This window comes from uncultured Arcticibacterium sp. (assembly GCF_964021845.1).
Taxonomy (GTDB): Bacteria; Bacteroidota; Bacteroidia; order Cytophagales; family Spirosomataceae; genus Arcticibacterium.
Genome location: NZ_CAXHZC010000007.1, coordinates 63064 through 84024 on the forward strand (window position 1 = coordinate 63064; position 20961 = coordinate 84024).

At 37.5% G+C, this 20961-nt stretch carries 16 protein-coding genes; 4 read left to right on the forward strand and 12 right to left on the reverse strand.

What is annotated here, in order from left to right; genetic code table 11:
* Positions 1-32 precede the first annotated feature (32 nt).
* A complete protein-coding gene (locus AADJ06_RS17885; RefSeq protein WP_341227860.1) occupies positions 33-1316 on the reverse strand; it encodes a serine hydrolase domain-containing protein in 1284 nt (427 codons plus the stop codon).
* 142 nt (positions 1317-1458) lie between these two features.
* Between AADJ06_RS17885 and AADJ06_RS17890 the strand changes: the two genes are divergently transcribed.
* Positions 1459-2244, forward strand: coding sequence for an L-2-amino-thiazoline-4-carboxylic acid hydrolase (locus AADJ06_RS17890; protein ID WP_341227861.1), 786 nt, complete (start codon positions 1459-1461; stop codon positions 2242-2244).
* Here AADJ06_RS17890 and AADJ06_RS17895 read toward each other — a convergent pair.
* The 5 genes from AADJ06_RS17895 to AADJ06_RS17915 form a co-directional block, all read right to left on the reverse strand.
* Positions 2241-3626 carry a glycoside hydrolase family 140 protein gene (locus AADJ06_RS17895; protein WP_341227862.1) on the reverse strand — a complete coding sequence of 462 codons (1386 nt, stop codon included), beginning with the start codon at positions 3624-3626 and terminating at the stop codon, positions 2241-2243. The genes AADJ06_RS17890 and AADJ06_RS17895 overlap by 4 nt on opposite strands.
* Positions 3627-3693: 67 nt before the next feature.
* Positions 3694-4305: a DUF6134 family protein gene (locus tag AADJ06_RS17900; protein WP_341227863.1), complete on the reverse strand. Its 612-nt coding sequence runs from the start codon at positions 4303-4305 to the stop codon at positions 3694-3696.
* A gap of 31 nt (positions 4306-4336) precedes the next feature.
* Positions 4337-5365: a tRNA dihydrouridine synthase DusB gene (gene dusB, locus AADJ06_RS17905; protein WP_341227864.1), complete on the reverse strand. Its 1029-nt coding sequence runs from the start codon at positions 5363-5365 to the stop codon at positions 4337-4339.
* 4 nt (positions 5366-5369) lie between these two features.
* Positions 5370-5531: a hypothetical protein gene (locus tag AADJ06_RS17910; RefSeq protein WP_341227865.1), complete on the reverse strand. Its 162-nt coding sequence runs from the start codon at positions 5529-5531 to the stop codon at positions 5370-5372.
* On the reverse strand, positions 5528-6091 hold the full coding sequence (locus AADJ06_RS17915; protein ID WP_341227866.1) for a zeta toxin family protein: 564 nt from the start codon (positions 6089-6091) through the stop codon (positions 5528-5530). The genes AADJ06_RS17910 and AADJ06_RS17915 overlap by 4 nt, the downstream gene beginning before the upstream one ends.
* Positions 6092-6153: 62 nt before the next feature.
* Between AADJ06_RS17915 and AADJ06_RS17920 the strand changes: the two genes are divergently transcribed.
* A complete protein-coding gene (locus AADJ06_RS17920) occupies positions 6154-7089 on the forward strand; it encodes a CPBP family intramembrane glutamic endopeptidase (RefSeq protein WP_341227867.1) in 936 nt (311 codons plus the stop codon).
* Positions 7073-8824: a hypothetical protein gene (locus tag AADJ06_RS17925; protein WP_341227868.1), complete on the forward strand. Its 1752-nt coding sequence runs from the start codon at positions 7073-7075 to the stop codon at positions 8822-8824. Before AADJ06_RS17920 ends, AADJ06_RS17925 begins: the two co-directional genes overlap by 17 nt.
* Before the next feature lie 103 nt (positions 8825-8927).
* Here the strand turns inward: AADJ06_RS17925 and AADJ06_RS17930 are convergent, their stop codons facing one another.
* The 5 genes from AADJ06_RS17930 to AADJ06_RS17950 form a co-directional block, all read right to left on the reverse strand.
* Positions 8928-10298, reverse strand: coding sequence for a DNRLRE domain-containing protein (locus AADJ06_RS17930; protein WP_341227869.1), 1371 nt, complete (start codon positions 10296-10298; stop codon positions 8928-8930).
* Positions 10299-10310: 12 nt separating this feature from the next.
* A complete protein-coding gene (locus AADJ06_RS17935) occupies positions 10311-12674 on the reverse strand; it encodes a PA14 domain-containing protein (RefSeq protein WP_341227870.1) in 2364 nt (787 codons plus the stop codon).
* Position 12675: 1 nt separating this feature from the next.
* Positions 12676-14184 (reverse strand): DUF1501 domain-containing protein, encoded by a 1509-nt coding sequence (locus tag AADJ06_RS17940; protein WP_341227871.1) that lies wholly within the window; start codon positions 14182-14184, stop codon positions 12676-12678.
* 1 nt (position 14185) lies between these two features.
* The gene (locus AADJ06_RS17945) at positions 14186-16066 is read right to left on the reverse strand and encodes a DUF1800 family protein (protein WP_341227872.1); all 1881 of its coding nucleotides are present in this window, start codon (positions 16064-16066) and stop codon (positions 14186-14188) included.
* Between the two features lie 195 nt (positions 16067-16261).
* On the reverse strand, positions 16262-17437 hold the full coding sequence (locus tag AADJ06_RS17950) for an AIR synthase-related protein (protein ID WP_341227873.1): 1176 nt from the start codon (positions 17435-17437) through the stop codon (positions 16262-16264).
* Positions 17438-17578: 141 nt separating this feature from the next.
* Here AADJ06_RS17950 and AADJ06_RS17955 point away from each other — a divergent pair, with 141 nt between their 5' ends.
* On the forward strand, positions 17579-19543 hold the full coding sequence (locus AADJ06_RS17955; RefSeq protein WP_341227874.1) for a 3-coathanger stack domain-containing protein: 1965 nt from the start codon (positions 17579-17581) through the stop codon (positions 19541-19543).
* Between the two features lie 75 nt (positions 19544-19618).
* Here AADJ06_RS17955 and creD read toward each other — a convergent pair whose 3' ends face one another.
* Entirely contained in the window at positions 19619-20944 is a 1326-nt protein-coding gene (creD, locus tag AADJ06_RS17960; RefSeq protein ID WP_341227875.1) for a cell envelope integrity protein CreD, read from the reverse strand.
* Positions 20945-20961: the final 17 nt, after the last annotated feature.

Here is a 20961-nt window from a genome sequence, read left to right on the forward strand (position 1 = left end):
ATAGCGAATAGCCCGACCCTTTGGGTAAGCTCCTAATCATCTATTGACTGAAAAACCATCTGTCTAAACATATCGCCAGTATAGTCTCCACCGGTTTGCTGTGTCTGCTTCATGATGATTCCGATGGTGTTTTCTACTGGGTCAGCAAAATACTGCGTATTAAAATAACCACCCCAACGGAAAGTGCCTTTGCTACCTTTTCCGCCATCTGCAGCTCCTTTTTCATTAAGAACAGAAAAACCTAAACCAAATCCAGCATCCTTACCAAATAGCTCTCCTACTTGATTTTCAAGCATAAATTCAACAGTTTTTCGAGAAAGAAGCCTAGTACCGTTTAGCTCCCCACCGTTTAGATACATCTGTAAAAAGGTGGCATAATCAAATACTGTGCTTGACAAGCCCGCTCCTCCAGAGAAGAAAGTTTTTGCTCCAGTTTTAGGATAATTTACATCGTAAAAATCGTCCGTAAAAGGTACCCACTTATCACCTTTCTTGGTTTGGACTTCTACTAACCTATTGGCTTTACTTTTTGGTAAATAAAAGTAAGTGTCGCTCATGCCCAAGGGTTTAAAAATGTGCTGTGAGAAGTACTCGTCAAGCTTCATTCCTGAGATAACCTCCACAAAATAGCCTAACACATCAATGCCTTCAGAATATACATACGCCTCGCCTGGCACATGATGAAGCGGTAATTTTGCTAGTTTTTTTACGCTTTCGCCAATTGGTATTTCCTCTGTAGTGAAAAGGTCCGTTACACCTGCTTTTTTATAAATAGCTTTGAAGCTTTGGTCACCATCAATCACACCATAGCCTAAACCTGAAGTGTGGTTCATTAGCTGCCTTATGGTAATCTCTCTGCCAGCTGGCTTGGTGGTATAGGTACTATCTTTTAGGTTAAACCTATCTAACAAAGTAGGGTTTTTAAACTCCGGAATGTACTTTGAGATAGGGTCGTCAAGAAAGAAATGACCTTCTTCCCATAACATCATAACGGCTGTGGTGGTGATGGCTTTTGACTGCGAAGCTATTCTAAAAATGCTGTTAGTTTCAAAAGCCTTATTGGCTTGTACATCTGACTGACCAAAGGCCTTTTGGTACACTATTTTGCCATTTCGCGTAATGATGGCTACAGCACCCGGAATCACGTTTTCTTCCATGGCTCTATTAATCATGGCGTCTATCCTATTTAATCGCTGGCTAGATACACCAACTGACTCAGGCGAAGCAGCAGTTAATGGGGCACTTTTCTTTATAGATGGCGTTTGGGCATAGGCCGTACAGCAGACAGCCATTAGCACAAAAAGTATTTTCTTCATTTTATAAGGGTTTTGAATATTGTCAAAAATAAGAATTTCTATCCCGAGAAAGAAGAATATGACACCAAGCGTTTCTACTTAAAAGGGGTTAGAAAAAGAAATACTACCTTTACAGCCCTAAGCTCCCTGTATGACCAAAAGAATGAAAACCAAAGTCAAGAAAACCGTCCTCTATGGACTACTTTTCATGGCTTCTAAGTGGACAATAACTGCTCTTCTTTACTACTCCGGTTTTTGGTCTTATTGGTTTTTACTGCTCTTTCCTATTGCCGATACCATAGCGGCCACTTTTGCTATCATTTACCTAAGAAACAATTTTAGAAAGTATTTCAAAAAGGCTTTAGAAACCAGTTATCCTGAAGGGTTTAGAGAAATAATCAAGAAGATAGAGACTAAACAAACTTTACTTTTAAAGGAGATTACGTTTGCAGCGAAATCAAAAAACCCTTTAGATAAAAAAATGGCGTTTTCTGCATATTTCTTGTCAACAATTAAGGTTTTAGAGAAGGAAGGCGAATCTTTTGAGACTATTAAGAAACTTTGTGTAGACATAGCTAAGGATTATGTAAAGCCAAAAAATAAGCTTCACAAATGGATAAACACCTTACAGCCAAAACTAATAAACTTGCCGTTTGCTGAGAGTTACCTTAAACGATATGGTAGGAAAACTAGTCTAGCTTCACATGAAAATGGTTTTACTGCCGATGTGTTTACCGACAAAAACACAACCCTAGGTTTTGGCTATGGAATGGACATCAAGGCCTGCGGCATTTGCACACTTTTCAAAAATAACCAGGCCGCAAACTATACGGCTATCATGTGTGAAGTAGACAAGCTTACTTTTAGTTTGGCCGGATACGAATTAGTAAGAATGGACACCATCGCCAATGGTGCCAGTAAATGCGACTTTAGATTCCAGAAGCTTTAATATGCCACTGTTCCTGGTTTATCATAGCCTTTAGAGGCATCATCAATAACCAATACCCAGTCATTTCCTTTTCCGCTAGAAGGTGGCACTGCCGCAAAAGAACCGTAATTAACCGTATTTCCTAGCATAAAAGCTGCTCCTGTTCTCACATCATACCACCATATTCTTAGGTTTTGACCTCTCAAGTTTTTGGTATTAATGTTAACTGTTTTGCCCGTAGGGCAGTAAATAAAAGCATAAGTTCCAGACTCGTCTCTGGTTCCTATCGTATAGTTTTCATCGTCACTTTGCTCTCCTTCAATCAAGCCTTGGTCTGGAATTCTATCAAAATAGGGCCTTGAAAGCATCAAGCTTTTTAGATGTTTCACTTGATTGGCCATTGGTAAGTCTAAAGATTTTTTCCAAGGCCTTAGCGGGCCATTGACTCCTTTTTCGTTAAGAACATGCATTTGCCAAACATTATGTGAGCCATAGGTTTGACCGAAGGCTCCAGCAAATACATTCCAATACATAATTCTTCTAATATCCCTTGGTAAGCTATAACCCAGTTCTTTGGCATTGAAACAATTTGGGTGATCTTCATAAAGTGGCTCACCATCTATGGTAGGTTTAACTGGCTGTAAGTTATAATCATGTGCTATTTTTTTATACGTCTGACTAGGACAATGCCCAGTTTGATGCATATTAAAGCTTAACCAATCATCATTATGAAACCATCTAGAAGACCCTCCTGGCTCATGAGGCTGAGGGTGAAAAGAGAAAATTCCATCTACAAAAATCCCTAAACCTTCTTTTATACCTTTTGCCATTTCTTGCCAAACCTTCGCATCATTTGTACCTTCCCTCGGGTTTCTATCTCCCCCTATAATCCAAACAATGTTAGTTTTGTCTCGAAGGTGCAGCCCCAACAGTTTGCCATATTCAAAAGCATTTTTTTCATTGAATATTTCTGGGCCAGTTCCCCATGAGTTTTTAAATAGCTTATCCCCCCAAGTTGGTAAAAGTGCTACATAGAGACCATTTTCAGCGGCTTTATCTAAAACCGTTCTTACATGATTGATATAAGAAACGTTTAGTTTCATTGGATTAACAGAAACAAATGGTTTCTGACCCAAGGCGTTTGGTGAGTCAATTCCGTCTAATTCCGCCAAGTAGACTGTTTGAACAATATTAAAGCCTTGCTCTGCCCTGGTTTTGAAATAGTGGTCTACTTCGTCGTAATCAAGTTTATGAATTAATTCCCAAGCAGTGTCCCCTGTCCAGAAAAAAGGCTTACCATCTTCTGTTTGAAGAAAACGGTTATTCTCTGAAACTTTTAGTTTAGGAAGCTGTGCAAAAACTTGTGAAGAAAGAAATAAACAAAGGCAGATTAGTAATCTCATGGAAGCATTGGGTTTCATCTTAAATGCTAAGATAAACGCTCCTGCTGAAATCTGTAATATGAAAGCCTTATTTCCTTACTTTTTTATTTGACGGTTCTTGATATTCAAGCACCATGTCAGTAATCTTATTTTTCTTGACAATCTTCATCAATTCCCCATTTTCATAGTAATACTCATCTACATTATCATTTAAAACTCCTTTATAGTACTCCGGAGAAGGCTTTGTGATATTTATAAAGTCAGCGTAGTATTCGGCATAGACTTTATCCTTTGCATTAGGCTCGTTAAAATATATGCTAGCAAAAGTGCTGTTTATATCTTGATTCATTTTCTTATTGACCTTATCTTCATGTTGGATGGACTTGACTAAATAGCCTTCTGTAGTTTTCTGAGTATCTGTCAAAAAGTTACCTTTATTTGACTCTACTTTGACTAGAGAATTTACCAGTTTACCTTTTGACAAAACAGAACGGACTTGGTAATCTACCTTTAGTTTATACACTAAAAAGTTAACATCCACCTTGCTTTTAAGCTCATAAGAAGTACTATCTCCTAATTTAGTTTTCGTGGCATAAATAGTACCTACCCTAAGCCCTACCACTTTTACGGCGTATTCTCTGGTTTGTGCTAAACCATTCAGTGAGAAAAAACAGAAAAGAAAAAGAAGAATTTTATTCACAGAACAAATACGAAATCGAAAAGGATATAGACTAATCCACTCCTGCATAATCTACTTTCTTAGCTTTGGTTTCTAAGAAATAACCGTCAAACTGAACCAACACATCCTCAAGAATAGAGAACAACTCTTCAGGCTCAAGTGATTGAACCAGCTTCATTCTGTACTCCTTGAAGTGGGGTAGACCTTTAAAGTAATTTGAATAGTGCCTTCTCATTTCCAGCACACCTAATCTTTCATTTTTCCATTCCAGAGAGAACTTCAAATGTTGCCTACAGGCATCCACTCGCTGTTTCATACTAGGTGCAGGTAAATTTTCACCTGTAGCGAAGTAGTGTTTTATCTCATTAAAAATCCATGGATAACCAATGGCCGCACGGCCAATCATTATGCCATCAATTCCGTATCTGTTTCTGTACGCCAAAGCTTTTTCTGGCGAATCGATATCTCCATTTCCAAAAATTGGAATATTGATTCTTGGGTTTTCTTTGATTTTGGCAATCAACCGCCAATCAGCTTCCCCTTTATACATTTGGGCTCTGGTACGTCCGTGAACAGTCAATGCTTTTATTCCCACGTCTTGAAGCCTTTCTGCTACTTCTTCAATGTTCTTAGTCTCCTCATTCCAGCCTAACCTGGTTTTTACCGTAACGGGTAAGTCGGTAGCCTTCACCACAGCTTCCGTCATTTTGGTCATCATTGGGATGTCTTGCAGCAATGCCGCCCCTGCTCCTTTACAGGCTACCTTTTTCACTGGGCAGCCGTAATTAATGTCAATCAAATCGGGATTTACCGCCGAAGCAATCTTAGTACACTCCGCCATAGTCTCCACATCAGAGCCAAAAAGCTGAACGCCGATAGGTCTTTCGTAAGGGAAAATATCTAGCTTTTGGGTGCTTTTATACGCATCTCTAATTAAACCTTCAGATGAAATAAACTCCGTGTACATCATATCCGCCCCATTTTCCTTACAGACTTGCCTGAAAGGTGGGTCACTCACATCTTCCATGGGAGCTAGTAATAATGGGAATTCACCGAGTTCTATGTTGCCTATTTTGACCAATATTCTATTTCTTTTTTAATAGTTCTGAAGCCTTTACATGTATTGGTTCGCCATCAGGACCAGCAATAACGACATCAAGACCATCTTTAGCCTTTTGAACCAACATTTTATCAATAGCCTTTTTGATGCTTTTGGTGAAATCTTCCACTTTTAAGTGCTTTTTCATGTATTTCTAATTTTCGTCCAGGTTTCCTCTACAAATATTTCCTCTTCCAAACTTATTCTAGAATATATTGCTTCAGGCGTATCATCATTATTATCATAAACCAATATATCGTCAACTAAGTTTGAGTAAATATTCACTAAGTTATTTATTCCTCTAAAATACCTTCTTTCTATTACAGTTTCAGGAATATCATGTCCTCCTTCAGATACTCTTTTTGACACCCTCAACTTCGCTACTTCAGGATTTTTCAACCAGAAAAACAGAAGAGTAATTTCATAACCTTTATCTTTTGCTTCCTTAATAAAATTAGCAAAAGATTTAGTTGCTAAAGTAGTTTCAAACGCAAAATCAACTCCTTTTTCTAACAAATAATCAATCCTTTCAAGCATCAATCTACCTGCCCTAATTGCAGCACCTTCTGGATTTAGAGGGGATAAGCCTGCAGCAATATTATCTGCATTCACAAACTCATAACATTCCAATAGCTCAGGCAATACTGTCATGGAAGCGGTAGTTTTACCCGCTCCATTACATCCCGCAATAATATAAAGATTAGCCATTGATGAAATAAATCTACTACTTTTGTTGAGGTTACAAATTTACATCAAAATAACCTCAAAACATGAATTTCAATTCCATCCTAAGCAAATTAAACGCCGACAAACCAGCTCTTTCTAGCTTATTGATTATAATAGGAGTGGTTCTTTTATGTATGGTCGTGGGAAATTTAGCGGCGGCGGCTGTCATGATTTTAGTAGGCGGAATTGGCATGGAAGATTTGAGTAATATTAATGGTGCTCTCATGGCTTCTGATTCTGGCTGGTGGGCTTTAATGCTTGGTCAGGGAGTGGCTGCCATTATCACCTTCGTACTTGCAGCGATATTTTACTGGAAGGTGGTAGAGAAGAAATCCCTTTCTGAGCTTAATTTTAGAAGCTTGCCTAAGCCAGCCGTCTTCTTTTTAGTCATACTTACCCAACTGTGCTTTCTGCCTTTTAATGGATGGCTTCAAGAAATGAATGAGGGTATGAAGTTCCCTGAGGCTCTTTCTGGTCTTGAAAGTTTTTTTAAAACCATGGAAGACTCGCTCGCAGAAGTGACAGAGTACCTTACCACTTTTGATAGTTTTATCAAAATGCTAGTTGGATTTATTGTGATAGCCGTGGTAGCTGGCGTGGGTGAAGAGTTTATTTTCAGAGGACTTATTCAACGTAAACTTTATAAAGGCTTAAAGAATCCTCATTTAGCTATTTGGGTAGCGGCTTTTATATTTTCTGCCATTCACATGCAGTTTTACGGCTTCTTGCCAAGATTAATGCTTGGTGCCTTGTTTGGTTACTTCTATTTCTGGACTGGCAATATTTGGGTGCCAATAGTCGCTCATATTTTCAATAATGGATTTGCAGTAGTAATGTTTTACCTCTCACACACAGGTGCTATCAGCACTGACCTCGAAGAGCTAGAAACATTTCCAATGCCCGCCGTTATTGCTTCTTTAGTATTGACGGGAGGGCTTATTTGGTATTTTAGGAAACAGCAGAGTGAGAGTATTTCTTAGTGTTTTTTTTATTCTAATCATTGGAAGTCAAAGCCAAACTTACAGTCAGGTTTTTGGACTAGATAGCTCCTATCTAATTCCGAATAAGGAAGGGTACTTTGCTGAAAGAATGTTTGAGTTAAGTGACTCATCATTTCTAGTAAGCTATAAGAGTAAAACTTTCCACGATGATAAAAACACCTTTCAAACGTTGGATGCGTTTGGTATTTATGATATATCTAAAGAAGAAATTCAATTCACCGAATTCCCTGAAAAGATAAATTATATAGGAAAAACGGGAAATAAATTAGTCTTTAGCGATACACGAAGCATTTCGACTTTCGATTTAAAGACTCTGACATTTGGGAATAAACTTAACTTAGTAGATTCTTCCCAGATATTACATCTCGAAACCAACCTTGGAGAGTTATACTTCTACGATTCCCTTAATCATAAAGTTTTTAGTAAAGACCTTCTTACGGGTAAAGTTCGCTCCAATTTTGATTTCGACCAACCTTTCGAAAACTACTTTATAGCAATAAGTTCAAATGAAAAACAGATTTGCCTAGTATTAAAGGACAAAGATTCTTCTGCTACTAAAATCTATTTCCTAGACCATTTCTTCCAATTAATATCTTACAGTGACATGAATATTTATCCCAGAGTTCCTTGGGGTAGAGATAGCGAAACTTATGTTAAAATAAAACCTAATATAGGCACTGATAATTTTCTTTTTGAAATCATCGATTACACTTTTTCAGGGTATTATAAGTATTTCGAAATATCTGAAGCGGGAAACAAAGTTTTTGATAATAAAGGTTTCAATCATATCAAGGAGTTAGAGAATGGCCTTGCGTTTATACACACGCCGTCTAAATGGAAATCTCTTAATAGTAATATCCAAATTAGATTTGAAACTCACGACTTTGTTCAAATAGGCGACGATTTCTATGCTTTAGACAAACTCGGTGTTCGCAAACTAAAAGATAGTTTAATCTACCTAGACCTATTTGAACCTAAGCAGAACTATGAATATTTGTCAAAGTTTCATGTCCTAAGCTATGAAACCAATAGTGTTTCGCCTCCAATTTTCACTATGGAAGGGCCTGGTTACGTTTCAAATGATACCGTGTTTTTTGAAGCGGCAGGTACTTTTAAGTTAATCGGTAATACCGTAGAATTGGGTACTCCGCCTCAGGAAATAACAATAAACGTTCTAAAGTCTAACCCCGACTTTAGAATTAAAAGCTGTGACCACCAATACTTCTGGAATCTGCCGAGCGACCTTCCTTTGATTTTTCAGATTGAAATTCAAAACCCTTATCAAAGTGAGGTCGAAGTTAGTATTGAAGGTGGAAACGGCACTTATGAAAATGGAGCTCTCACCATTAAAGAGTTCACCAAAAGTACTTTAAATTTCAATATACAGGCTTTGGAAAACGAGAATTTTATGGCTTCCAATGTGCGAAGCTGCAATTATAACGTTGCCCTCCCTAACTCTGACGACGGCTCAGCTCTTGAAATATATCCTAACCCTGTAAATGGAAAAACTTTTTATGTTCGCCTTTCGAGTGCTGAAAGAAATGTAATTCCCGTACTGAAGCTTTATGATTTAAATGGAAAAGAGGTGAAGTTTTCGATGTTTGTAGAAGACCCGTACAATTATAAAATCTATATAGCAAAACCTCTTCAGAATATTTACATTTTGAAAAACTTGTCGGCAAACACCTCTAAAAGGCTAATAATAAACAACTAGTGCTTTTACATTTGATATCCTCCACCCTGAACTATAAGCCCAAGACCTCTATTCATATTTAACATTTTTGAGTTTTGTTCTTTTGATTTAACGCAAATCAATACTATTCCGAGCAGCCATCAATTACAGCCTCAAACACATTCCCTAATTCTATGGAAGTGCCTGGTTTTAAGTGAATGGCATTACTTGAACTTAGCAAAACATCTTTAGAAGGACTTAAGACACCTTCAAGCTCTATAAAGTCAGAACTATAATAATCCGCCTCCACTAAATTACCTTTTAAGTTTAAAGTAGCTAGGCATGGGATATTTACATAAGTCGGGGTTTCATGTTGACTTAACCAATGTGTAGAATTTGATTCTGTACCGTTAGCATAGCTTTGAACTGTACTTAATGAATAACTATTGCTACTGTCACTTTCTGTACTTAAAAATAGTGTGGCATTATCCCATACACTATCAGAAACCGCGGCAGCTACATGTAATTGGTTTCCAGAACCATACTGTATATAATCTATCAATTCGCCAGAAATAGTATCTCCATTATAAAGAGCTAATTCCCCATCATTTTGGTTTAAGTCAGGCCATTCTAGCACAATATATTCCGAAGAATCTAAAAGTATATTTCCGTTCAAAATAGAAACATTACCTCCTGAAATGGTAGAAGTGGTAGTTCCGCCTACTAAGGTATAATTACTTAAATCTACCGCTGAGCTATCAGGATTATAAAGTTCTACTCTTCTCTTTTGCGGATTAACTTCGTTTAGTATTACTCTGTTATCAGAAGGGAAAGTGTAGGTAATGGTTAGTTTAGGTCTGGCATAGTCATAAGGAGCAGTCATGTCTCTAGAAACAAAACCCTTTGCGGAGCCAAAGATGGTTTCATCTCCTATTAAAATCCAACCAAAATTCGTGTTTGAATTTGACCTCCATGAGTTAATATCAGAAATCATTTGAGCAGAGCTCCAAACATCTTTTTCTAAATTAAAACTACTGTAAGAAACCATTTGTGCGGCAGAGGCTATAACTGCAAAATCACCTCCCGATGAAGTCCAATCAGTATTGGGATATGTTCTTTGTGACCAAGTAGCATCACCAGTTTGAGCGGCAGCTCCACTACCATTCCCTGAGCTTCCTGCTTCACCCCACTCGCTTAAAACCTTATGTATTGAAAAACTATGCGGAGTGGTGGTAGAACGAGCAGAACGAAAAACATACAGGTCTAATTGAACTGATTCTATAACTGCTTCACTCGGCAAGTCGCTAACATCAAACTTTATCAAGCCTCTTCTAAAAGCCGAGCCGTCTTGAATCCTTCCTACAAAAATATTATTACCAGCACCATTACTAAGAGCTGTGTTTTCCGAAAAAATACTATTATCCTTTTCAGCACCTAATTCCAGTGTAAAGCTCTGTGAATTGACCGAAAAGGTCACTAAGAATAAGTAAAGAAATACAGCTAATTGCCTTATCAAAATCTCTTTTATTTAATCTACCGTAAAGGTTTCTTTCAACTGATTCCCATTGATTGATAACTCAACTACATAAGTACCTTTATCTAGTTTGGCCGTAGGTATGTACTTAACTTGCGTTCCTAAGTTTTCATAGTAATCATCAATGATAGTCACCAAGTTTTGTCCTTTAGCATCTAAAAGCACCAGTTTGACATCTCCTGGGGCATTGAGCCTAAATATTACTTTTTTGATATTATCTCTTTCGGTGTCGTCTGATAGCATTGTTTCTTTCTTCAGACTTAACTCTTGATTTTCTTCAAAAGCTGTTTGAACACAATTAGCGATATCTGCCTTAAAAACAGCTTCACTAGATACCTCAAAGCCAGGGAGCAGTACTATACTATTTCCGGCTGTGAATGTTATATTTTGTGTGTTTGGCACGAGACTTTGAGATTCTATCCTTTTGATTGCCTTAAATTCTGCATCGGTAATTTCTCCTCTTACTAAAGCTAAAGTATCACTAGCACAGTTAATATCTTGACCACGGCAGTTACAGTCATTGTCAAAAACATCATAAGACGTCAGCGGGTCACCGTCATCACAAGGTGTGTCTTTATCATCACATAATAAGGCATCAAAAGACACTTTACTAAACCCTGAACAGGTAGCGTTTCCCCAATTATCAATCGCCGATATTAAAATATACCTAGCTTTTAATTCATTGAAATTAGGCCCTATAAAACCAGAGTAATCGCTATTACCAGGTGCTTGAGGCCATGAATATGTTCCTCCCAAAGCCTGCCATGAAGTGCCATCAATAGAGTAATCAACTACTACATTTTTAAAACCTTTCGTGGTTTCTCCTGGTACGTTATAATTCCAAATCCTTGAATTCTCGAATTTATATTGGTTTGTAAAATCATATTTAATCCACCTATTAAGGTTAGCCCGAGATGGGTTTGGGTTTATGGCGGTGCCGTTTCCGCAAGACAACCAAGAATTTTCCTCAGTACTAATAACGTTAGTGGTATGCTCGGCTTTATCATAGAAATTATAACTGGCAAATAGATTGTCACAGTCTGGCCCTGAACATGGTACTCCTACGCAGTCGCAGTTGGCGTCTATCTGATCGTTATTTGTGAATGGGTCAAAATCATCACATGGTGTACCTTGAGCTATGCAAGAAACTTCACAATCATAATCATAGAGGTAGAATTTTGGTACTTGTTTCCAGCCATCATGCGTTTGGAAAGGTGTTTTCCAGTGTAAACTAAAGAAACCTCTCCATGAGTTTTCTTTATGCCTAAACTCATAATAATAATACTTGCCGGCTTCCAGCTGAAGCGGACCTATGTTTTGAAATACTGAATTATCATGCTCTGATTCGTCAACTCCATAAAAAACTAGAGCCTGACTGGTTTGTTTATATTCTATGGAATCATTTTTACTCAGGAAGAAAAAAGTTTGATTATCTCCTGTAATGTTAAATTCATATTGACCAGTTACGGGAACTGTTAAATAACCCTGTACTAAAGAACCGAAGTCATTTCTATCATAATAATCATGTGGACCAAAAGCCCCTTCTAAATATTGTCGCCTATCTGGCACTAGAGGAAAGTTTGGAGCATTAGTCAAATCATTTTCTACGTAGGTTCCGTCAATATCGTCATAAAAATAGGCCTCTACTTTACCTCTTTCTCCTATGCAAGCATTGGTTTTAGGATATTCCCCAACGCAGTTACAGTGACCGTCTTGCTGATCATTAATAGTATTTGCGTTTCCATCGTCACAGGCGGTACCTCTTTCTGGACAGCTCACTTCACAATTATAATCTTTGATGTAATTGTAGTCTATTATTTGCCAAACAGTATCCACATCAGGAACATCTGGACTTCGCCAATAAACACCTACGTGGTCACCCCCTCCACCTTCATAATGATGTATTTCAAAGTAATAATTCTGGCCTGCTACTAATTGTGTTAATTCTGATGTTTGGGTGGAATCTTTGTCATGTTGCCCAACGCTGGTGTACGAATACACCCAAGCTTTTTTCTCAAGATTTGCCTTGTTTTCATCGGTGCTGAGATAAAATTGAGAGTCGTCATCTCCTGTAATATTGAAATAATAGGAATCCGTAACTGGCACAGAAATATAGCCTCTGATATAAGAGACGTAATAATTATTGAAATTGACAGCGGTTTCTAAAGAACCCAGAATTATGGTTTGGTCTGGTGTTTCGGGGTAAAACTCTTGCACAGCCATAAAGGAGCTGTCTCTATAAGTTTCAAAACCCATCCAAATATTCCATTTGACCTGACCAGCCTGCCCAACGCATTGGGCTTGCCCTTCAGAAATAAATGCAGACATCAAAAGCAGTATAAATAGAACTTTTTTCATATCAATAAGTCAAACAATTTTTAGGTCTATCTACACTTGAAATCCCATCCGACATATTCATCAAACCCAATGGATAATTCCCTGCCGAATAAGAATAGAAATTGCCCAGATTAGGCAATACATAACATAAGTCTGCAGGACTAATGCCATACCAAAGGGCCAACTCCGCATAAAGTTCGTCTGTAGAAACAGCCGGAATGAAATTACCTCTGAATGAAATATTTTGAGGATTATTATTTAGGCTCATTTGAGGAAAGCCGCCGTAAATTTTTCCTCCATTCACCGCTCCTCCCATTACCAAACTATTCCCGCCCCAGCCATGGTCTGAGCCCTGGCCATTTGAGGTTACTGTTCTGGCAAAATCTGAAATGGTATAGGTGGTTACTTTATCTGCAATACCTAATTCCACCGTGCTATCATAAAAAGCTTTTAAAGCTTGGCTAACTACTGGCAACCTTGCATTTAAGCCATTTACTAGCCCATCATGCATATCCCAACCACCATAATTCACAAAGAAAATCTGTCTTTTGGCTCCTAAATCATTTCTCACACTCATTACTCTGGTGATAGCTGCCATTTCATCTCCAAGGTTAGTATCAGGAAAAACGGTGCTCATGGCAGGCACTTTCTGTAAAGCCTCTTTAAAAGTAGCAAAGGCCGAAATTGATGTTTTAGCCGTGGTGGCGTATGTTTTTTGAAGAAGATTAGCATAAGTATTTGACATCATATTGTCAATGGCATTATCTCTCAATTGATTAAGATAACCGGCATTACTCCACCATGTGGGAAATGACTCAAAACCTACATTATTAGGGCCAATATTTGACCCAATGGCATATTCAGAAATGTCTTGACCTCGCTGGAAAATATTCTTACCATCAAGTGAAAGGTTCATGCTTAAATTTTGATTGGTATTACTTGCTTGAAGCAAATCTGCCATTCTACCACCAAAGCCTACAGCATCTCTACTTTGTGGCACAGAAGTTTGCCACTGCATAGATTGGTCAGAATGAGAATATATACCCAGAGGTTTCTTTTTCTCACTGTTTTGGTAATCGGCTATTGACATCAATGGCTCAACCAGCGTGCCTATGTTTGACATATAAGCTAGTTTACCTTGGTCAAATAGTGTTTTGACTTCAGGCATACCCGTATGCACTCCAAATGAACTATAAGCATTAGAAAAACCTCGAACTCCAACATGCTGAGGAGCGTTAAAAACGTTGACGTCCTCTATGTCTTGAATGGCCAAATCAGTTCTTAGTGCGTTATATTCGGCAAAACCATTATCTCCATTAGCATCTGTGCCAGCCGGAATTAGCATATTGTAAGAGTCTAAACCTCCTGAAAGCAAGACGCAAACTATAGCTTTATAGTCATCTGCATTATTATCAAAAGTACTATTTGCCATAGCACCATTCATGACACCTAAATTTGCCAAAGTATTCAGAAGCGTAGTACTTCCCATGGCTCCACAACCCACCGATTTAATAAAGTCTCTTCTTCTCATTTTACCTATTAATTAAAAAGTCTGGCGAAGCCATGATAAGGTATATAGCCATTCTAATTCTGAAATCCTGATCGTCTTCATTAGGTAAACCATCCGAATATCGATAAGGCAAGTTTTTAACTACAAACTCTATTTCTTGGAGATTTTGCTCACTTAAAGCTCCATGAGCCAAAATCAAGTTGTATTTATCTAGTAAGACCGAAACGTTTTGGTCGCTACTTAAAGCATAGTCATCTGAAAAATCAAAACGCGGTTCCTGGTCTTCTTTATAAGTTTCTCCGCCGAAATAAGACGAATAATCAATGGGGTCATCGTCTATCAACCACTCATTCAGAGCATTTAAATAGCCTGTTAACGTAATGGAGTTAAGTTTTTGAAACTCTGGCCCATATTTCCCAGCTTCTTTTAAGTCTCCATCTGGTACGTAATCAGGCTCAAAGAAATTAAATACCGTTGGAGACTCCAGAGGCCTTTGCTCCATTTGGTCATAAACCTCATTCATTCTATTTCTGAAAACCCCAGTAGTAGAGTTTAATCCCAAACCGTAAACTAAATTCATGTAAGTAACAAAAGGCTCTCTCAGTTTACCCGCAAAAGCTTCTTCTTGTTCATTGACAAGCCTAGCTTCCCTATCTAAAAGTATGGCTTTAACCACCGCCCCCAAATCACCTCTGACTCCTTGACCATTATTATTAAAAACGGTAGCTACTCTCCCTATATATGCACTCGAAGGATTTGAGGTTACTAACCTTTGAATAAGTCGTCTGCTTATAAAAGGACCTACATTTGGGTGATTAAAAATAACATCTAAGGCATCTTGAATATCGTCTTCGCCTTGTTCTATGGGTCTTCCATGACCTACGGTGGTGCCTAAAAATGTTTTACCGCCAGACTGATGACCATCAACAATTCTAGGCGGGTTTCGCCAGGAGTTTCTATAGGCATCCATACTGTCAATCGGAAAAAATTTCAATCTTTTGGTGTAATCTTGCTCACTTTCTACACCATCGCCCAGGTAAAGCGAATGATTCCAAGAAAGTCCGGTGAACACTTTTGCTAATTCCGCAATGTCATTATTATCATAAGTCGGAATAGAATTACCTTGTGCATCTTTCTTTTCTGTTCCATCAATATTTAACTCGTATAAACCTATTGAAAAAAGCTGCATGATTTCTCTGGCATAGTTCTCATCAGGAAAAACTAAATTTCCGTTAACAACACCCTGAGCATGGTTATTCATATATGTCAAATAAACCGCCATAGTAGGGTGATAGGTAACACTATCAAGCAAAGACCTATAGTTCCCGAAGGATTGGTCTAAAAGCAAATCATAGTAACTGGCCAAGGCATAGGGGTTTCCGTCAAAATCAGAAACTCTGGAAGTTACAAATATCTCGCTTAGAGCTAAGGCTACACGCCATCTTAACTTATCGGGTGCTGTCATGCTTCCTTGAAACCAAACAATATCAAAATACCAATCGCTTAAATTTAAGTTTTCAACTGTAAATGCAGTTTGTGGAGGTGGATTCGCGAGATTCAAGGAATCTGCCACACCTTGGGCTAAATATCTTAAGTAGCCTTCTATACTAAAAGAATTAGGCTGACTTAATTGGTTTTCTAGCCATGTTTCAGTACCTAGATTTGCGACTTCTTGGATATCAGAAAAAGTAGCACCCAGTGTAGCTTGCGATAAAAAACGAGAGGCCGCATTATGATTTGGAATATAGCCATCTACCAATAATGTGTTTATTCCATTGGAAGCATTTGAACTTGCCGTAACGGTAACATTTCTAACATTTCCTAAACCAAAGGTTTCTAGCTCTTGGCCAAAAATGGTGGTAAACAAAAAGCTACAAAAGATTAAAGGTAGCAGTGTTTTCATCTTGAAAAGGAAATATTAGGGGTTTGCAAAAGCAAACAGCCGCAAATATTATTCCTAAATCACTGAAAGATAAGTATTAAAGAGCAGAAGCACTCATTAAACACTTACTATAAACACTATACAACTAAAAAGAAATACCTTAAAGCAGTTAGCAGGGTCTTACGGAACTTTAATAATTACCCAAAACTACCCTAATCAGGTATATTCAAATTCCCCAAATTGACTCGTAATCGTCAATTTTTTGGTTTCAGAGGCTTCAACCCTACCCACTACTTGTGCGTGAATATTGAAGGATTTTGAGATGTCAATCACCTTTTGAGCGTTCTCTTTAGGAAGGTAAACTTCCAAACGGTGACCCATATTGAACACCTTATACATCTCCTTCCAGCTAGTGTCACTTTCTTTTTGAATCAATTCAAAAAGTGGTGGAACCGGAAACATGCTATCTTTTATGATATGTAGATTATCTACAAAATGAAGAACCTTGGTTTGAGCACCGCCAGAGCAGTGAACCATCCCGTTTATTTTTCCTTTAAGCTCTTCTAATAATCTCTTTGCCACGGGAGCATAAGTTCTAGTAGGAGAAAGAATCAATTTACCTACAGAAATTTCCTCACCAGTTTCTACTTTAATTTTATCTGTTAGCTGTTTGCTACCTGAGTAAACTAAAGAGCTGTGAATGTCAGGGTCATAACTTTCCTTATACTTTTCAGCATAAATTCGGTCTAAAACATCATGTCTTGCAGATGTAAGGCCATTGCTTCCCATTCCGCCGTTATACTCGTCTTCATAAGTAGATTGGCCACTTGAAGATAAACCTACTATTACATCACCCGCTTTGATATTATCATTTGAAATAACATCAGCACGCTTCATTCTTCCTATAACCGTGGTATTGACCGTGACGGTTCTTACCAAATCACCCACATCGGCCGTTTCGCCACCTGTACTGTAGATTTCTACACCGTTATTGCGAAGCATTTCTAATACTTCTTCTCCCCCATTGATTAGTTCCGAGATTACTTCACCAGGAATTTTACCTTTATTTCTGTCAATAGAAGATGACATAAGAATAGGTCCTGTAGAACCTACACATAACAAATCATCTGTATTCATGATGATGCTGTCTTGTGCTATGCCTTTCCAAACGCTTAAATCACCCGTTTCTTTCCAATATAAATATGCCAGAGAAGTCTTAGTTCCAGCTCCATCAGCATGCATGATATTGCAATATTCAGGGTCTCCGCCCAAGGTATCAGGTGAGATTTTGCAAAATGCTTTTGGGAATAAACCTTTATCAAGCTTTTCTATGGCTTTATGTACGTCTTCTTTTGAAGCCGAAACGCCTCTTTGCATGTACCTATCGGTCATGATTTAAAATATTTGGTTTTATAAGGCACAAAGATAAAAGATAATAGTTAAGCGATTGGTTTTACCGGTGTTCATAATCTTATTTTATATTCTTTTTAATTCCATTAATCATATTACTTTTGAATAATTAAAATTCATAAAATGACTTTATCTAAATTAGCAGTTATTATCCTGTTTCTAATTACTTTCCACTCATACGCTACATTACCGTCTGCTACCCTAACTGCACCATCGGGTGTAAGCTTTTCTGCCGGAAATGGAATTGAATTAGAAGTAAATTTAAGTGGAACATTTCCAATGTCATTTGTTTTAAATGGTAAAGAATATCGTGACGTTAATCAACCAACTTTCACCCTGTTTCTAGCTATTAATGAAAATAAATGGATGAAAATAGATTCTGCTTGGAATACAAGTGGAACCTCTTATCCGCAAGATAGCATTTACATGTATTACGAAAAATATGGCCCTAATATATTAAAATCCACCGTCTTATTAGGAAGCGGAAATGACCAAGGAATTTCCTATCTGAAAGACAGTAGTAACAATGGATACTTAATAGCATCTGTAGATTCTAAAGACATGGATTTTGCTTATCGTGGAAACTCAGCTGTTAACTCTATAATAATTCGTAAAACAAATGAAGCTAACGCATTAATTTGGGAAACCTCAATAGTAAGGGGAACTGAATTTCGAAATGCCTCCAAAGCGATACTAACTTCAGAAAATAACATTCTAATAATAGGCAGCCTTAGAATTGGCGAATATGGCTTTGGTGGAGATGATATTTGGCTCACAAAAATTGATCAGAATGGAAATGTTCTTTGGGAGAAAAATTTCGGAGGACTTCAACATGAATATGGAATTGATTGTATTGAAACCAAAAATGGAAATTATGTTCTAGTGGGCAATAGCCTCTCTAACAACGGTGACGCTATCGGAAACCATGGTCAACAAGATGCGTTTATATTAATGACAGACTCTAATGGAAATAAAAAGTGGTCAAAACAGATTGGTGGAAGCAGTTCTGATAGCTTTCATGCAGTTGAAGAAGATGACTCAGGATACCTATACGCCGTTGGACAGACCTCTTCGAGTAATGGTGATATTACTGGGAACTTTGGGTTTTCGGATTGTCTTTTATCTAAAATAGATAGTCTTGGCAGCAGTATTTGGAACAAAAACTATGGTAGCGGTTCACATGAATACTTTCGTTCCATTTGTCTCTCTGATAATGGAAATCTTGGAATTCTAGGTAGCTGTTCTTCCGTGGGCTTCCCCTCAGACAAAAACAATTCGCTCTACAATACGGCTTTTTTTGAAATAGACACTAGCGGGCTAATTAAGTATGAAAAGCTGTTTGAGTCAAATAACATCACTAACCCAAAAGGAATACTGGCCGAAACCAATAATGAATATATCATCGCGTATGATTATCAAAATTCCAGCACCAACAATACAAAAAGTATACGCCTTCATAAATTATATTCCGATAGAACTAGTAACTGGACAAGTGGTATAAACAACCCCATAAATGAACACATCGCTAATATCACAAAAACTGGCTCTGGTTTTTCAATAACAGGTTACCAAATTAACTATGCATACTCTAACGGTTATAGTGTATTCAGCTATGAGTTTTCTGAATGTCCAACCTTTCATGCAGAGCTATCTGCCCCTGCCAGTATCATTAAATATGACTCACTAAACTTAAAACTTATTACTAACTCGCTGTACCCCGCTCGAATTCAACTAAATACAAATGACTGGTTCACCTTTGAAAATGAAAATAGTGAATGGCCTATTAGTCCAGAATTTGAATTTGATGCAGTTTATAATATAGTATATGGCTTTAATCAATGCTCAACCATTAAACAACCATTCAATCATTTAAGTATCGAAGTCAATCCTTGCCCAGAAAGCAGAACTTTGAACACTAGTATAGCCTCCAATCCAAGACTTTATCAGGCTACCGACTACATAAGTATCCAGGAAACGCAATCAGAAAAGCTAGAACTAGAAGCCGGAAAAAGCATAAGTATCAACCCTGGTTTTGAAACTAATAGCACAAATCCTTTTAGAGCAGAAATAAAAAACTGTATTGAATAGAATGTTAGGTATACCCAAAGGCTAAAAAACAATATATGGGCTGATCTAGTATTTAGTTCAAGCCCACATAAAAAATCACTTATACCAATTTATCTTTCTGGAAACATACATAGTGATAGCCAGGATAACGAACAAACCTAAACTACCAATGAGTAGTGCTGTATCCTCCAACTGAATTATCACAAAAATAAATGCATATAAAGCCGCCAAAACACCATTTATACCTAATGCTAGACCAGTATTCTGAAAAATACTTCTGGAATAAAAGAAAGTTAAAATCAGGGTCATGGCTGCACTTACTCCATAAGACAAATTAAAGGTCCATATTTCAGACATGGAAATTAGCAATGTATAAAAGATACACAGTGCAAAACCCACCAATATGTATTGAAAGACATGTATTTTCTGATTTTTGAGAATTTCTCCAAAAAAGAAAGCCAGAAAGGTAAGACCTATTACCAGAATAGCATATTTGACAGACCTCTCAGATTTCTGATAATTATTATTCGGATTTATTAAAGAAACCCCGAATGTACTTGCCCTGAAACTTGGAAATGAGTTCTCACTCCATGTCTCTGGCAAATTCCTATTCAGGTGTGAGACCTGCCACTTTGCATTAAAGCCATCTTTATTGACTTCTCTTTCAAATGGCAAAAACTCACCAAAAAACTTTGGACTATCCCAGTTAGAAGTAACCTCTACATTATTTTGCTTAGCCAATGCCACAAAATTTAGCTCCTCTGAACCGTTAAGCCTCAATGAGATATCAAAACTTCCATTTCCATCAGAATCACTCAAATCCAAAGGAGCAATAATACCATCTCCAAAGCTCTGAGCAATATGTCGGCTTTCTGCAAAGTCTACTTCTTTATTATCAAAAAGCAATTTCACCTCACTATTTATTCCTCTGAGGTCTGAAAAACCCAATATCAATTCTGCTTTATTCCATTCCACGTCACCTTCAGGAATATCTTTAAAGAAGTCGTTGATAAATTTAAAATTCCCAGATAAGTGATTCTCTGATTCATAAACAATCACTTCGAAAATGCCTCGCTTCCTTTTCTGCGGAATCAAATTAGAGCTAACATTGAGCTCCTGAGGACTGAAGTATTTAATTTTCTCCACTTTCTTTATTTGCAAACTTGTTGTGCCGTTGCTAGCACTTACCTGTACTTCCTCCTTCTGAAAGTATGGTACTTTCAGAAGCGGCCCATTAATTGTTTGAGCTCTTCCCCATTTTTGCGAAATGTCTGTTAGTACTTCTGATTTCCTAAGCTGCCTTTCGGAAATTAAGTCTCGAATAAAAAATGTCGGAATCATTAAAAGAAGAACTAAAAAGCCGATTAAAGCCCCTTTGATCAACAACTGATTTCTTTGATAAAATGACGGTTTCTCTTCCATTGTTATTTTGTATTTAA